General features: G+C 61.0%; 12 protein-coding genes. 7 read left to right on the forward strand and 5 right to left on the reverse strand.

Translation table 11 applies throughout. The annotated features are described in order from the left end of the window. Positions 1 to 151: 151 nt before the first annotated feature. On the reverse strand, positions 152 to 2296 hold the full coding sequence (gene dpp5 / locus PUQ42_RS04515) for a dipeptidyl-peptidase Dpp5 (RefSeq protein WP_273371378.1): 2145 nt from the start codon (positions 2294 to 2296) through the stop codon (positions 152 to 154). Between the two features lie 59 nt (positions 2297 to 2355). Here dpp5 and PUQ42_RS04520 point away from each other — a divergent pair, with 59 nt between their 5' ends. After that, positions 2356 to 2958, forward strand: coding sequence for an NUDIX hydrolase (locus PUQ42_RS04520; protein WP_273371381.1), 603 nt, complete (start codon positions 2356 to 2358; stop codon positions 2956 to 2958). 170 nt (positions 2959 to 3128) lie between these two features. Here the strand turns inward: PUQ42_RS04520 and PUQ42_RS04525 are convergent, their stop codons facing one another. Further along, complete coding sequence (locus tag PUQ42_RS04525; protein WP_273371383.1) at positions 3129 to 3875, reverse strand: LytR/AlgR family response regulator transcription factor; 747 nt, start codon at positions 3873 to 3875, stop codon at positions 3129 to 3131. Between the two features lie 211 nt (positions 3876 to 4086). Between PUQ42_RS04525 and PUQ42_RS04530 the strand changes: the two genes are divergently transcribed. Next, complete coding sequence (locus PUQ42_RS04530) at positions 4087 to 4398, forward strand: hypothetical protein (RefSeq protein ID WP_122119566.1); 312 nt, start codon at positions 4087 to 4089, stop codon at positions 4396 to 4398. A 207-nt stretch (positions 4399 to 4605) separates the two neighbouring features. Here PUQ42_RS04530 and PUQ42_RS04535 read toward each other — a convergent pair whose 3' ends face one another. The 3 genes from PUQ42_RS04535 to porX form a co-directional block, all read right to left on the reverse strand. Next, positions 4606 to 5022: an SRPBCC domain-containing protein gene (locus PUQ42_RS04535; RefSeq protein ID WP_087403872.1), complete on the reverse strand. Its 417-nt coding sequence runs from the start codon at positions 5020 to 5022 to the stop codon at positions 4606 to 4608. 119 nt (positions 5023 to 5141) lie between these two features. Next, a complete protein-coding gene (tsaE, locus tag PUQ42_RS04540; protein WP_087309472.1) occupies positions 5142 to 5558 on the reverse strand; it encodes a tRNA (adenosine(37)-N6)-threonylcarbamoyltransferase complex ATPase subunit type 1 TsaE in 417 nt (138 codons plus the stop codon). A 6-nt stretch (positions 5559 to 5564) separates the two neighbouring features. Beyond that, a complete protein-coding gene (porX, locus tag PUQ42_RS04545) occupies positions 5565 to 7115 on the reverse strand; it encodes a T9SS response regulator signal transducer PorX (protein ID WP_273371387.1) in 1551 nt (516 codons plus the stop codon). Positions 7116 to 7439: 324 nt separating this feature from the next. Here porX and PUQ42_RS04550 point away from each other — a divergent pair, with 324 nt between their 5' ends. The 5 genes from PUQ42_RS04550 (at position 7440) to bamG (ending at position 15103) form a co-directional block, all read left to right on the forward strand. Further along, positions 7440 to 7712, forward strand: a complete 273-nt coding sequence (locus PUQ42_RS04550) for an HU family DNA-binding protein (RefSeq protein ID WP_015547910.1) — start codon at positions 7440 to 7442, stop codon at positions 7710 to 7712. Between the two features lie 398 nt (positions 7713 to 8110). Further along, entirely contained in the window at positions 8111 to 9667 is a 1557-nt protein-coding gene (locus tag PUQ42_RS04555; protein WP_087309474.1) for an Rne/Rng family ribonuclease, read from the forward strand. A gap of 3 nt (positions 9668 to 9670) precedes the next feature. Then, on the forward strand, positions 9671 to 13012 hold the full coding sequence (mfd, locus tag PUQ42_RS04560; RefSeq protein ID WP_273371395.1) for a transcription-repair coupling factor: 3342 nt from the start codon (positions 9671 to 9673) through the stop codon (positions 13010 to 13012). Continuing rightward, positions 13009 to 13749: a type III pantothenate kinase gene (locus PUQ42_RS04565; RefSeq protein ID WP_087309476.1), complete on the forward strand. Its 741-nt coding sequence runs from the start codon at positions 13009 to 13011 to the stop codon at positions 13747 to 13749. The genes mfd and PUQ42_RS04565 overlap by 4 nt, the downstream gene beginning before the upstream one ends. Continuing rightward, on the forward strand, positions 13724 to 15103 hold the full coding sequence (bamG, locus tag PUQ42_RS04570) for a BamG family beta-barrel-assembly machinery protein (protein ID WP_197714836.1): 1380 nt from the start codon (positions 13724 to 13726) through the stop codon (positions 15101 to 15103). The genes PUQ42_RS04565 and bamG overlap by 26 nt, the downstream gene beginning before the upstream one ends. The last annotated feature ends 1 nt before the right edge of the window (position 15104 follow it).

The following is a 15104-nucleotide window of genomic DNA, read 5'->3' on the forward strand; positions in this document are numbered from 1 at the left end:
CGCGGGAGGCCGTTTTTGGAAATAAATTCAACGAACGCCCGGTTTTTCATCATGAAACCCTCCCTTTTTCGGGGTCTCCCGGCGACATTTCGAACAGAAAAGGCTCTCCGATCCGGCGGTCGGAGAGCCTTTTACGGGGAAGATTATCAGCCTATTCGGCCTTTTTGACGAAGCGGTCGAGCCAGCCGAAGAATTCGCGGTTCCAGACCATCGAGTTCTGGGGTTTGAAGACCTGGTGCGCCTCGTCGCGGAACTCCACCAGCCGGGCCGGAATGCCCCGTACGCGGGCTGCCGTGAAGGCTTCGAGCGACTGCGTGTAGGGGATGCGGAAGTCCTTTTCGCCGGTGAAGATCAGGATCGGCGTATCCCACTTCTCGACGAACTTGTGGGGCGAATTGGCATACGAACGCTGGGCCGTGGCGTTGTCTCGGTCCCAGTACGGGCCGCCGTAGTCGTTGTTGACGAACCACAGCTCCTCGGTTTCGCCGTACATCGAGTCGAAGTCGAAGATGCCGCAGTGGGCGATGAAGGCCTTGAAGCGCTTCTTGTGGCAGCCGGCCAGGAAGTAGACCGAGTAGCCGCCGTACGAGGCGCCGACGCAACCCATGCGCTCCTCGTCGGCCCACGGTTCACGGGCCACGTCGTCGATGGCCGAGAGGTAGTCGCGGATGTTCTGCCCCGAGTAGTCTCCCGAGATCTGGTCGAGCCACTCCTGGCCGAACGACGGTACGCCGCGGCGGTTCGGGGCCACCACCACATAGCCCTGGGCGGCCATCAGCTGGAAGTTCCAGCGATAGCTCCAGCCGTTGGCCACGACACTCTGCGGGCCGCCCTCGCAATAGAGCAGCGTCGGGTACTTTTGGGCCGGGTCGAAGTCGGGCGGCAGGATCACCCACGTGAGCATCTGCTTGCCGTCGGTGGTGCGCACCCAGCGCTTCTGCACCTCACCCATGCGGATGTTTTTGTAGATGGCGTCGTTGATGGCCGAGATCTGGGTCAGCGAGCCGTCCGAGGTGTTGACCTCGAAGAACTCCGTGGCCGACGAGATGGTCGAACGCTCGGCCACCATGCGGCCGCCGCCCGTCGTGAAGGCCGTCAGGCTGTGGTCGCCCTTGGTGAGGACCTCCACCTCGCCGTCGGTCGCGGCCACGCGGCAGATCTGGTACGTGCCCTCGATCGGGGCGATGAACCATACGCGGTCGTTGCCCTCCCAGACGACGTTCTGCGCGTTGTAGTCGAACGCCTCCGTGAGGTCGCGCATCTCGGCCGTCGAGCAGTCGTAGAGGAACAGCCGCGACTTGTCCGACTCGTTGCCGGCGCGGCGCTGCGAGAGGAAGGCGATCATCCGGTCGTCGGGCGACCAGACGGGGTATTTGTCATAACCCGGGAGGTTGTCCCGGGACGATTCGATCAACTCTCCGGTGTTGAAGTTCGTGGGTTTGCAGATGTTCTGCGTCTGTCCCGAAGCGACGTCGTAGACGAAGATGTCCGAATCGGTCGAGACGGCGTAGGCCGTGCCGGTGAGCGGTTTGCAGGTGTAGGCCAGCATCGTGCCGGCGTTGTTCCAGGCGATCTCGGCCATGTCGAAGTAGGGGGCCAGCGGAGTGTCCCACGCCGCCTCGGCGCCGATGATGTCCGTGCCCGGCTTCAGCCCCTCGGCTCCGAAGTCACCGACAAAGAGGTGCAGATACTCGCCTTCGTCCCAATAGTCCCAGTGGCGGGCCATCAGATCGTCATAGATGCGGGCCTGAGACTTGTCCATGTCCTTGTGGATGTCGGCCGAACGGCGGTCGGCGGCCTGCACGCGCTGTACGTACCATGCCTTGTTGCCGCGGGGCGAGATGCCGAATCCCTCGATGCCGCCCTTCAGATCCGAAAGCTGGCGCACGTTGCCGCCCGTGGGCGACATCTCCCACACCTGCATCGAACCGCTGCGGTCCGAGAGGAAGTAGATCTTCCCGCCGTCGGCGCTCCAGCGCGGCGCGAGGCTGTTTGACGTGAAGTCGGTCAGGCGCGTGACGGCCTTCGAGGCGAGATCCTCGACCCAGAGGGTCGTTACGCCGCGGTTTTCGGCCACGTTGTAATCCGTTTGCTGATAGAGGAGCGTGTGCCCGTCGGGCGAGAGCGACGAAGCGGCCGCACGGCTCATTTTCCACATCACTTCGGGAGTGAACCGCCCGGCGGCGATCTCCTCCGCCGTCAGTGCATTGTCGATCTTCAGGGCTTCGGGACGCTGCCGGTCGCAGGCGCCCAGCCCCACAGCTGCAAGGGCCATCATCAGGATGATTTTTTTCATTTTCGTTGAGGTTGTCCTATTTATTCGTAATTTTGGATTCCGAAAAAATCGTTCACACCATGAATCGTACGGTCTATTTTGCCGACAAGGCGGTGATTTTCACCGCTTCGGCCCCCGACGCGGGGTGGTATGCCGTGGCGGCCGAAGCCGACGGCGGCATATCGCGTACCAAGATACTGAATTTTCTCGAATCGCACAACTCCGTGGCGGTGGTTTCATCCTCGCCCGAGACGACTTTCAATGCCTTTGCCGGGCAGTTCGCGTGGGTCGAGGCGGCCGGCGGAGTGGTGGTCGATGACGCGGGACGGTGGCTGCTGATTCATCGCAACGGCCGCTGGGACCTGCCCAAAGGACACCTTGAGGCGGGCGAAAGGCTCGAGCAGTGTGCCGCCCGCGAGGTGGAGGAGGAGACGGGTGTGGCGTGCCGGGCAGTGCGGCCGTTGTGCGCGACGCTGCACGCCTATTGGTTTCCGAAGACCGCACGCTGGGAGTTGAAACAGACCCACTGGTTCGAGCTCCGCCCGACGGCTCCTGCGGCGCTGCAGCCGCAGACCGAAGAGGGAATCGAACGCGTGGTGTGGTGTACGCCGGCCGAGGCGGCCGAACATCTTCGCACGGCCTTTCCGACCGTTCGCCGCGTGGCCGAGGCGATGCGCGGCTGATTTCGGCTGATCCCGGCTGATCCCGGCTGATCCCGGCGGCTGATTGCAACTGCGGGCATTAATTATTGGTATGAACCCCTGGCAGGCTATCGATATTGCCCCGACTGCCCGCCCGGGCGCGAAACGGCTCTCCTGCCGCCCGTTCCATCCGCCCGCCCGGCCGCGTTGCTTCATTCGCTCGCTCCGACGCCCGGCTCCTGGGCCCGTTCCTGTTTCGTCGACGGCTCGCTGCCCAGCCGGCGGCGGACCTCCTCCTTGTATTTCCGCGAGATCTCGATCTGTCGGTCGCCGATCCGGATGCGGGTGGGCCGCACCTCCTCGATGCGCTCCGTGTTGACGATATAGGAGCGGTGGATGCGCAGAAAACGCCGGTCGAGCAGCGCCTCCCACTGTGAAATGCGGGTCTTCGTGCGATAGGCTCCGCCGTCGGCCGTGTGGATCCACACCTCGTCGTCGTTCGATTCGACGTAGAGAATCTCGGACGGCGCAATCGAGATCCGCTTCCGCTCGGAGGTGAATCGCAGCGGGGTGTCGCGTTGTTCGAAACGTTCGGCATACCGTTCGAGGGCCCGCTCCGGGAGGATGAACGCCACGAGCAGCAGCCCGATGAAGAGCGGATTGAAGATCAGCCCCGGCAAGGTCTCGGGCTGCGTGTCGAAGACGATCCGATGGCCGAAGACCAGCGCCAGATACTCGAGTGCCACGACGGCGGCCAGCAGATAGAGCGTGTCGGCAATGACCCTGGGGCGCTTTTCGCCCTCGAGTTGCGGGACGAAGTAGCGCAACACCACCAGCCCGGGCAGGAACAACACGGCCAGCAGCAGCGCCTGGTCGGCTTCGTAGCCCAGCGCTCCGAACACGAGGGCGAAAAGCAGCGTCGAGACTATCCACCAGAGAAGGGGAAGATTCTGTTTCATTGCGGATCCTTTTTTCTTCAGCGGCAAATATAGCCGAATTTCTCCGTGCCGGCAATGCGCAACCCGGCGCCGCCGGCCCTCAGACCCCTTTTGAGGGGTTTCTACCGGGTGTCAGCGGGTTTCGACAGCCCCGATTTTTGGACGCTGCCCCGCCTCCGCACTACCTTTGCATCAGGGGCTGATCCCGAAAAATCTTCTAAAACCGTTGCCTATGTTCCAACTTTTTATTGAGGGCGGATTGTGGGGCATGACTCTGCTGACGCTCGAACTGGTCGGCCTGCTTTTTGCAGCCTGGAAAGCACCTGCCTGGGTGCGCGAGATCGGATCGCTGGCCCTTGTCTCGGGAGCCGTCTGCACGTTGCTCGGCTTCTCGCAGGCGATGGGCTTTGTCCGCATGGCCGGGGAGGTTGCATTCCCGGTGTTGGCCGGCGGGCTGCGGGTCGCCTGCATTCCGGTCATTTACGGATTGCTGATCCAGGCTCTTTCGCTGGTGATCCGCATGGCCCAGAAGCCGCGCATCTGACCGTCCGCGGGCTCCCGCTTCGGAGGCGCTTCCGATGAACACCCTTCCGTTGCGAAGAGCTCCGCCGCGGTCCTGCTTTCTGTTGCGGTGGGTGCCGCATGGCGGCGCCCTCCTTCGCCTCCCGCGGTTGCGTGGGGCGTAAAATCGGGCGACGGCTCCCGGAATTCTCCGTGGAGCCGTCGCTTCCGTTTCCGATCCGGGGCGGGATCAGTACTGCGGGGCGGCGTTCATCGCCCGGGCAATTCCTTCGGCGATCTGGTCGATGGCACCCTGGAGCTTCGAGCCCAGCATCATCTTCATCATCATGTTGAGTTCGATGTGCAGCACCAGCCGCATGCGGGTGTCCGTCTCCGATACCTGGTGCAGCTGGATCCAGAAGGCGAAGTCCATCGGCACACCCCCCTCGTCACCGACGATCTTGACGTGCTTGGGCTCGACGCGCTCCTCCATGCGCAGCTTCACCGTGAAGCCCTTGGCCTTGAACGAGCAGCGGTCTTCCGTGGCCTGCCACTCCTCGACGCGGTCGGCCAGGGCCGGCGTGAGGTTGTCGAAGCGGCTGATCACCGCATAGATCTGTTCTGCGGGGCGCAGAATCTGGTGTTGTTTCGAGATGTATTCCTGCATTTTCATGGGTGTTTTGACGGGATATGTGTGTTTGTCGCCCGCACACGGCCCTTCGGTCGCCTCCTGCGGGCGGATGTTGCCTTTCTTCCCTGACGGGCGGGTTGTGCGGCAACGGCCGCTCAGTCGATTTCGAAGGTGCGGGCCGTTTCGCTGTCGACGGTGATGCGTACCGTCATGACGTTGTCGGGCAGCAGCTGTTCGATCTTCTCGGGCCACTCCACCAGGCACAGGTCGCCCGAGTAGAAGTACTCTTCGTATCCGAAGTCGAAGGCTTCGCGCACGTCGTTGATGCGGTAGAAGTCGAAGTGGTAGATGAGGCGGTTGCCCTGTCCCTTGTACTGGTTGACGATGGCGAACGTGGGGCTGGTGACCGTGTCCGTGGCGCCGAGCTGGGCGGCGATTTCGCGGATGAGCGTTGTCTTTCCGGCACCCATCTCGCCGCGGAAGGCCACCACCGTGCGGCGTCCCAGCGATTCGATGACCGCGCGGGCCACGTGCGGAAGCTCCTCCTGCGAGGTGATATGGATGGTTCTCATGGCGTGTTATTGTTTCGGTTTCAGAACGATGTACGGCACGATCATCTCCTCCATCGAGATGCCGCCGTGCTGGAACGTATTGCGGTAATAGCGGATGTGGCGGTTGGCGTCGTTGTTGTAGACCAGGAAGTCCGAATTGTAGGCGAAGATGTAGCTCGAGGTGAGGTTGCTCGACGGCAGCTGGATGTCCTCGGGACGCAGTACCTCGTAGACCTCCTTGGCATTGTAGGCCAGGTTGCGGCCCGTTTTGTAGCGCAGGTTCGACGAGGTTTCGCGGTCTCCGGTCACCTTCACCGGGTTGTCCACGCGGATGGTGCCGTGGTCGGAGGTGATGACCACCGTATGGCCGCGTTCGGCCAGCAGCCGCAGGATGGTGTAGAGATCCGAGTGTTCGAACCACGAGCGGGTCAGTGAACGGAACGCCGCTTCGTCCTCGGTCAGTTCGCGGATGATGTCCGTCTCGGTGCGGGCGTGCGAAAGGATGTCGAGGAAGTTGTAGACGATCACCGAGAAGTCGGCGTCGTAGACCTTCTGGATATTGTCGACCAGTTTGCGGCCCTGCTCCGGGCGGACGAGCTTGTCGAAGGAGAATTTCCATGTCTTGCCGTTCTGGCTCATGAGCCGCCGCAGGAACTCCTCCTCGTACTGGTTTTTGCCGCCCTCCTCGTTGTCGTTGAGCCACTTGTGGGGCATCAGCTTGTCGATGGCCAGCGGCATCAGTCCGGCGAAGATGGCGTTGCGGGCATATTGTGTGGCCGTGGGGAGGATGGCGCAGTAGAAGTCGTCCTGCTGCACGTCGTAGTAGCCCCGCAGCAGCGACGAGATGGCCCGCCACTGGTCGTAGCGGAAGTTGTCGATCAGCAGCAACGTGGTCTTCGGGTTTTCGTCCACCACGGGGAAGATCTTCGTGCGCATGAGCGTATGCGACATCACGGGTGTATCGTCCGAGCGGCGGTTGATCCAGTTGTAGTAGTTGCGGCGCACGAACTTGCAGAACTCCTGATTGGCTTCGGATTTCTGATAGGTGAGCACCTCCTTGATGCTTTCGTCGGTGGATTCGCCCAGTTCGATCTCCCAGGCGGTGAGCTTGCGGTAGAGCGAGCACCAGTCCGAGAAGTTCTCGGCCATCTGCAGCGAGGCCGAGATGCGTCCGAATTCGGAGCGGTAGTCGGCCGTGGTCTGTTCGGTGACGAGCTGCTGCTGGTGGACGTTCTTCTTGATCGACAGCAGCACCTGGTTCGGGTTGACGGGCTTGATCAGGTAGTCGGCGATTTTCGAACCGATGGCCTTGTCCATGATGTTCTCCTCCTCGCTCTTGGTGACCATGATGACGGGAGTTGTCGGGCGTACCTCCTTGATTTTGGGGAGGGTTTCGAGGCCCGTCATGCCGGGCATCATCTCGTCAAGGATGATCAGATCGTAGGCATTTTCGGTCGCCATGTCGATGGCGTCGTAGCCGTTGTTGCAGGTGTCGACCTCATAGCCCTTCTGCTTGAGGAAGAAGACATGCGGTTTGAGCAGTTCGATTTCGTCGTCGACCCAGAGTATTTTGACCATGCCAGTGTCGGTTTAGGGATTACAAAATTAGTGATTTTACCATCAAACGCAAAAATCCTGCGCTTTATTGTCGCGGCTGGGATTTCGGGGTGATGGCAGGCGTGTGGAAGTCCGGGCGGCCGACCGAACCCGGGCCGGCGGCGGCGTGTTCGGATTTTGGCCCGGGATTTGCTTTTGTCGGGTTATCGTGCTGGCTTCGTGAGCGCTACGGGGTCGAGAAAAAATTGAAAAAAAATGGCCGTTTGTTGGCGGAATTTCAAATAAAGCGTATATTTGCACTCCGAATCAATCGGATGAACTTAATATTTTAATTTATTAACAGATATGACAAAGGCTGATATCGTAAGCGAAATCGCTAAGAGCACCGGCGTGGAGAAAGTGCAGGTGCAGGCTATCGTCGAGGCTTTCATGGAGAGTATCAAGACGTCGCTCACCCAGAAGAATAATGTGTATCTTCGCGGCTTCGGAAGCTTCATCGTGAAGAAACGTGCCAAGAAAGTGGCCCGCAACATCTCGAAGAATACGACGATCACCATCCCCGAGCACAACATCCCCGCTTTCAAGCCCGCAAAGAGCTTTGCAGCGAAGGTAAAATAAACGATAAACAAAGAACCTCTTAAAATTTAACCACTATGCCAAACGGAAAGAAGCATAAGCGTCACAAGATGGCTACCCACAAGCGCAAAAAACGTCTGCGCAAGAACCGTCACAAGAAAAAGTAGGGTAGCACCTTCGTGCTAACGAATAGATAAAGCTAAAGGGGCCCCCGGGTTCCTTTAGCTTTACCTATTTTTCGGAAATCCATCTTTTCGGGGCTTTGGCCCCTCCGGTTTGCGGTCATCCGACGCTGCGGCGTCACCGCTCCGTCCCCCGGTTCCTGCGGGAAAAAGCGGACTTTTCCATTGGAGTTCGCCGCCACTTCATCCCAAAATGCGGCTCTTGTACTAATTTCAGCCCAAACCGCCCCGGACACCCGGACGCGGAATCAGATATAAATGAACAGAGAGTTAATCGTAAACGTCAACCCTACCGAGATCACCATCGCCCTGTGCGAGGACAAGGTGCTCGTCGAGCTCAACAAGGAGCAGTGTCAGACGGGCTTTGCCGTGGGAGACATTTACCTCGGGAAGGTGCGCAAGATCATGCCGGGTCTGAACGCGGCATTCGTCAACATAGGGCACGAAAAGGATGCTTTCATCCACTACCTTGATCTGGGAACGCAGTTCCCGTCGCTGCAGAAGCTGGTCAACTCGCAACAGCCCGGAAAGCGGGGCATGCGCGTCGAGACCATGAAGCTCGAACCGCCCATCGAGAAGACGGGCAAGATCGGCGACTACCTCCAGGTCGGACAGCAGATCATGGTCCAGGTGGCCAAGGAGGCCATTTCGACCAAGGGGCCGCGTCTGACGTCGGACATCTCGCTGGCGGGCCGCAACGTGGTGCTGGTCCCCTTCTCGTCGAAGGTCTACCTCTCGCAGAAGATCCGCTCGGCCGAGGAGAAACGCCGTCTGAAGCGCATCGCCACGGAGGTGCTGCCGAAAAACTTCGGCGTCATCATCCGCACGGCGGCCATGGAGGCCAAGGACGAGGATGTTGCCCACGACATCCAGACCCAGATCGACCGCTGGCGCAAGACCTGCGGGGCGATCAAGCGCTGCGCGGCACAGGCTCCGGCCCAGCTGATGAACGAGATGAACCGCGCCAACACGATCATCCGCGACTCGCTGAACGGCTCCTTCTCGCAGATCGCCGTCAACGACGAGGCGATGTACAAGGAGATCCGCAACTACATCCATGAGATTGATCCCGAGAAGGAGAAGATCGTCAAACTCTACAAGGGGACGGTTCCGATCTTCGACAACTTCGACATCTCGAAACAGATCAAGTCGCTGTTTGCCAAGTACGTGTCGCTGAAGCGCGGCGCCTACCTCATCATCGAGCACACGGAGGCGATGAACGTCATCGACGTCAACTCGGGCAACCGCACCAAGGCCGAGGACAACCAGGAACAGACGGCCATGGACGTGAACCTGGCCGCCGCCAAGGAGATTGCGCGCCAGCTGCGTCTGCGCGACCTGGGCGGTATCGTCATCATCGACTTCATCGACCTGCACAAGGCGCAGAACAAGCAGGCGTTGTTCGACGAGATGGTCAAGCTCATGGCGACGGACAAGGCCAAGCATACGGTGTTGCCGCTGACGAAGTTCGGACTGATGCAGATCACGCGCCAGCGGGTGCGTCCGGTGGCCGTGGAGAATGTCTCGGATGTCTGCCCGACGTGCAACGGTACGGGGCGGATCGAGCCGACGGTGCTGCTGGACAAGAAAATTGAGAACCAGATCTCGTTCCTCACGGAGGATCGCGGCCACAAGTTCATCAAGCTGGTTGTCAGCCCCTACGTGGCTTCGTACCTGCGCAAGGGCTTCTGGTCGCTGCGCCGCCGCTGGGAGTGGAAATACAAGGTGCGGCTGAAGATCGTCGAGGATCAGAGCACCGGCATCGTCGATGTCCATTACCATGACCGCAAGGACAACGATCTGATCGAGAAATAAGGCATGGCAACCCCTCGCGAGCAGTTGGCACAGTTCGCCGCCGGATCAAAAAAACTCGACGCCCTGTGCCGCGAATACCGGAAACGGAGCACCACCGTCCATCTCCAGGAGTTGGTCGGCGGGGCTCTGTCGTTTTATGCGGCAGCGGCCATAGCCCGCTGCGGCGGCGTGCATCTCTTCGTGGCCGAGGACCGCGATGCGGCCGCCTATCTGCTCAATGACTTCTACAACCTGCTCGACGAAGAGCGGGTCTGCTTCTTTCCGTCGTCGTACAAACACTCGGCGGCCAACGGCGCCGAGGATGCCCAGGGGGTGGTGCAGCGCACGGCCACGATGAATGCCCTGCGGGCCTTCGGCGGCGCAAAGGGGGAGTATCTGGTGGTCTGCACCTATCCCGAGGCGCTGGCCGAACGGGTGGCCGATGCCGAGGTGCTGCAGCGCAAGACGATTGCGGTGCGGGTCGGAGCCCGGATTTCGATCGAGGTGCTCGAACAGGAGCTCGTCGACGGGGGCTTCACCCGCGTCGACTTTGTCTACGAACCGGGCCAGTATTCGCTGCGCGGCGGCATCGTCGACGTCTTCTCCTACTCGGAGAGCAAACCCTACCGTCTGGATTTCTTCGGCGACGAGGTCGACTCGATCCGGCGGTTCAACATCTCGAGCCAGCTGTCGGCCGACAAGCTCGACCGCGTGGAGATCATCCCTGACCTGAACAGAGGCGAGACGGCTGCGGCACGGGTTTCGCTGGCGCGTTTTGCGGGGGCCGATGCGGCGTGGTGGTTCTACGACGCGGATTTCGTGCTGCGCCGGGTGAACGACGTGCGGCGCAAGACGCTGGGCGATCTGGAAGAGCCCGGGCTGATCGACCAGCTGCTGACGAGCCGCAACGGCCTGCTGGAGGATCTGCAGCAGAACCGGCTGTTCGTCCTGCGCGACAATCTGCCCGAACGGCCCGTGACGTCGGGCGTGAAGTTCTCGACCTCGCCGCAGCCGAAGTTCAACAAGAACTTCGAGTTGCTGGCCGACGACATGATCCGCAACGCGCTGCGGGGTTACGAGACGTGGATCCTTTCGGAAAACCGGGCGCAGGTCGAACGCCTCGAGAACATCTTCCACCAGATCGGCCGCGGACAGGCCGTCGTGCGGTCGCTGGCCGTGACGCTGCACGAGGGTTTCGTGGACAACGATCTGAAACTCTGCCTCTATACCGACCACCAGATCTTCGACCGCTATCAGCGCTACCGGATCAACGGCGAGATCCGCCGCGACGAACAGATGACCGTGGCGGAGCTGAACCAGCTGCGTCCGGGCGACTACGTGGTCCACATCGACCACGGCGTGGGTCGTTTCGACGGACTGGTGAAGATCAACGAGGGGGGCAAGACCCACGAGGCGATCAAGCTGGTCTACAAGGATGGCGACGTGCTGTTCGTCAACGTCCACTCGCTGCACCGCATCTCGCGCTACAAGTCGGGCGACGGCGAGCCGCCGAAGATCTACAAGCTGGGCACCGGCGCCTGGCAGAAGCTGAAGAATGCCACGAAGAAGGCTGTCAAGGACATTTCGCGCCAGTTGATCGCCCTCTACGCCAAGCGCAAGGCCTCGAAGGGCTTTGCCTTCTCGCCGGACAGCTACCTGCAGCATGAGCTGGAGGCTTCGTTCCGCTGGGAGGATACGCCCGACCAGCAGGCGGCCACCGAGGCCGTCAAGCGTGACATGGAGTCCGACCAGCCGATGGACCGGCTGGTATGCGGCGACGTGGGCTTCGGCAAGACCGAGGTGGCCATCCGTGCGGCCTTCAAGGCGGCGTGCGACGGCAAGCAGGTGGCCGTGCTGGTGCCGACGACGATCCTGGCGCTGCAGCACTACCGCTCGTTCAGCGAGCGGCTGCGCGACTTCCCGGTGCGGGTCGAGTATCTCAACCGTACGAAATCCGCCAAGGAGGTCCGGCAGATCTGCGCCGATCTGGCCTCGGGGAAGATCGACATCCTGATCGGCACGCACAAGATGCTGGGCAAACAGGTCGTTTTCCACGATCTGGGGCTGCTGATCATCGACGAGGAGCAGAAGTTCGGCGTGGCGGCCAAGGAGAAACTCACGGAGATGAGCGTCTCGGTCGACACGCTGACGCTGACGGCGACGCCCATCCCGCGCACGCTGCAGTTCTCGCTCATGGGTTCGCGCGACCTGTCGGTCATCTCGACGCCGCCGCCCAACCGACAGCCGATCATCACCGAATCGCACGTCTTCTCGGAGGAGATCATCCGCGACGCCATCGAGACGGAGCTTGCGCGCGGCGGCCAGGTCTACTTCGTCCACAACCGCGTGGAGGATCTGCCGACGCTGCAGGGGATGATCACGCGCCTCTGCCCGAAGGCCCGCGTCGGGGTGGGACACGGCAAGATGCCGGCCGAACAGCTCGAGAAGCTCATCATGGACTTCATCTACGGGGAGTTCGACGTGCTGCTGTCGACGACCATCGTCGAGAACGGCATCGACATCCCGAACGCCAATACGATCATCGTCAACAACGCCCAGCACTTCGGACTGAGCGACCTGCACCAGCTGCGCGGCCGCGTGGGACGTTCGAACCAGAAGGCCTACTGCTACCTGCTCACCCCGCCGGACGAGCTGCTGACGCCTGATGCACGGCGCCGTCTGCGGGCCATCGAGGAGTTCTCGGACCTGGGTTCGGGCTTCAACATCGCCATGCAGGACCTTGACATCCGCGGTGCGGGCAACCTGCTGGGGGCCGAACAGAGCGGCTTCATCGCCGATATCGGCTTCGAAACCTACCAGAAGATCATGAACGAGGCGATTGCCGAACTGCGCGCCGAGGGACTCCAGATGCCCGATCTGGGCCAGGAGGAGCAGCAGGTCGTCGGCCGCATGAACTTCATCGACGACGCCCACATCGACATCGAGGTCGAGGCGTCGCTGCCGGACGACTACGTTTCGCAGCAGGCCGAGCGTCTGAAGCTCTATCGCGAGCTGGACTCGACGAAGGACGAAGCGGCGCTCGAGGCCTTCGAGAGCCGGCTGGTGGACCGTTTCGGACCGCTGCCGCGTGCCGCGCGTGAGCTGCTGAATGTCGTGCGGCTGCGCTGGGAGGCCATCCGCCTGGGCATGGAGCGTGTCAAGGTCAAGAACGGCCTGATGATCGTGCAGTTCGTGGGCGAAGAGAATTCACCTTATTATAAAAGCGAAACCTTCATGACGCTGCTGCAGCGGGTGACGCAACATCCCGACCGTTTTGTGCTCAAGCAGCACAATAATCGGCTGGCGATGACCGTTAGGAATATCAAAGACGTGGAGGACGCATACAAAACCTTGCAAGAGCTTTGAATCTGCTTGTGGACATAGGCAATTCGCTGGTCAAGCTCGCCGCGTTCGACGGGGGACGGCTCATTGCCCAGACCAGTACGCGATACCTCCAGCCGTCGGTTTTCGAGGAGATCCTGCCGGGACACCGGGCCGAACGCGCCATCGTGGAGTCGACACGGGGCGATGCCGATGAGATCCTCTCACAGGTGCACGAACACGCGGATTACGTGCTGGAATTCACGCCTCAGACGCCGGTTCCGATCGCCAACGCCTACCGTACGCCCGAGACACTGGGCCGCGACCGGCTGGCGGCCGCCGTGGGTGCCACGGTGCTCTATCCGGGTCGCAACGTGCTGATCGTCGACTTCGGGACAGCCGTAACGATCGACCTGGTGACGGCTGACGCCACCTTCCGCGGCGGGTGTATTTCGCCGGGCATGCGGACCCGTTTCCGGGCGCTGCACGACTATACGGCCAAGCTGCCTCTCTGTTCGGCGACCGGGAGCGAGGAGCTGCAGGGCCTCTCCACCGAGGAGGCCATCCGGCTGGGGGTGATGAACTCGCTGACCTTCGAAATCGAGGGCTATATGAGCCGGATGCGGGAAAAAATCGACGATTTGTGCGTAATTTTTACCGGAGGAGACGCGAAATACTTTGCGAAAAGAATTAAAAACACGATATTTGCAAATTGTAATCTGGTCTTTTGCGGATTGGATCGAATTTTAGAGTACAATGCCAGTGAAGAACACCTTGAGTAAGCTACTTGTCGCAGCAGCGGCGCTGTTCCCTGTTGCCGTCGCGGCCCAGACAAGCAGTATCAATGCCTTCTCGCCCTATACGATGTACGGAATCGGTGAGGTGAATACCCCCGGAACGCTCCCGATGCGGTCGATGGGCGGCGTGGGCGTGGCCATGCGTTCGACGGGCGTGGTGAATCTGCTCAATCCCGCGGGATTCAGCGCCGCCCCGCAGAAGACCTTCCTCTTCAACTTCGGTCTCGAGGGCCAGAACTACTACAATTCGCAGAAGGTCGCCGGCGAGGCGAAGAGCACGGTTTACAATACGTTCAATTTCCACGATATCGCCTTTCAGCTGCCGGTGGCCAAGCGGCTGGGCCTGGGCTTCAGCCTGACGCCCTACAGTTCGGTGGGCTACCGCACGAAATACTACCACGAGTACGACCCGACGGATCCCGTCTACGGCAACGTGGGCAACATCCAGTACAACTACCAGGGCGACGGCGACATCACGGAGGTGAAGGTCGGTCTGGGCTGGGAGGTCTTCAAGAACTTCTCGATCGGCGTGGCCGCCCAGTACTACTGGGGCTCGATCAACCGTTCGTTCGTGATGACCCCGACGGCCATCACCGGTGACGGGACCTACGTTTCGTCGGTGGGCAGCGACGTCTACAGCGTCTCGAGCATCAAGGGACAGGTGGGCGTACAGTGGAGCCCGATTCTGAATCAGAAGCGGATCCTGACCGTGGGCGCGGCGTTCGACTTCGGCGGCGACCTGAACCCGGAGGTGACCAAGAAGATCTACGTCGGCGACCTCTACAACACGACGGTCAAGGGCGATACGACGCATCTGAAGCTGGTGCTGCCGCATCAGTTGGCCGTGGGCCTCTATTACCAGACGGCCAAATGGGCCATGGGCGTGGATTACGTCTACCAGAACTGGGGCGGACGCAACACGGCTTCTGAAATGACGGGTATGAGCGGTACGGGCGAAAACCGTACGTCGTATCTGGTCGAGTATGTCAATACGAGTACGATCAAACTGGGCGTGGAGTTTACGCCCAACCGGTATGATATTCGAAATTTCCTGCGGCGGTGGTCCTACCGTGCGGGCTTCCGCTACGGGACCTACAACCAGTCCTTCAACGGCGAACGCCTCGGACAGTGGGCCGTGACGGCGGGCTTCGGTATTCCGGTGAAGTTGTGGGCCGTATCGTCGGTCGATGTGGGGGTTGAGTACGGACGCCGCGCCTACAACGTCGCCGAACGGCTGGGACTGGTCCGTCAGCAGTATTTCAAGATTGCGGTGGGCTTCACGCTCTTCGCCGGCCAGGAGAACGGCGAGTACTGGTTCATGCGGCCCAAGTACGATTAAT

It is taken from the genome of Alistipes megaguti (assembly GCF_944320325.1).
GTDB classification, from domain to species: domain Bacteria; phylum Bacteroidota; class Bacteroidia; order Bacteroidales; family Rikenellaceae; genus Alistipes; species Alistipes megaguti.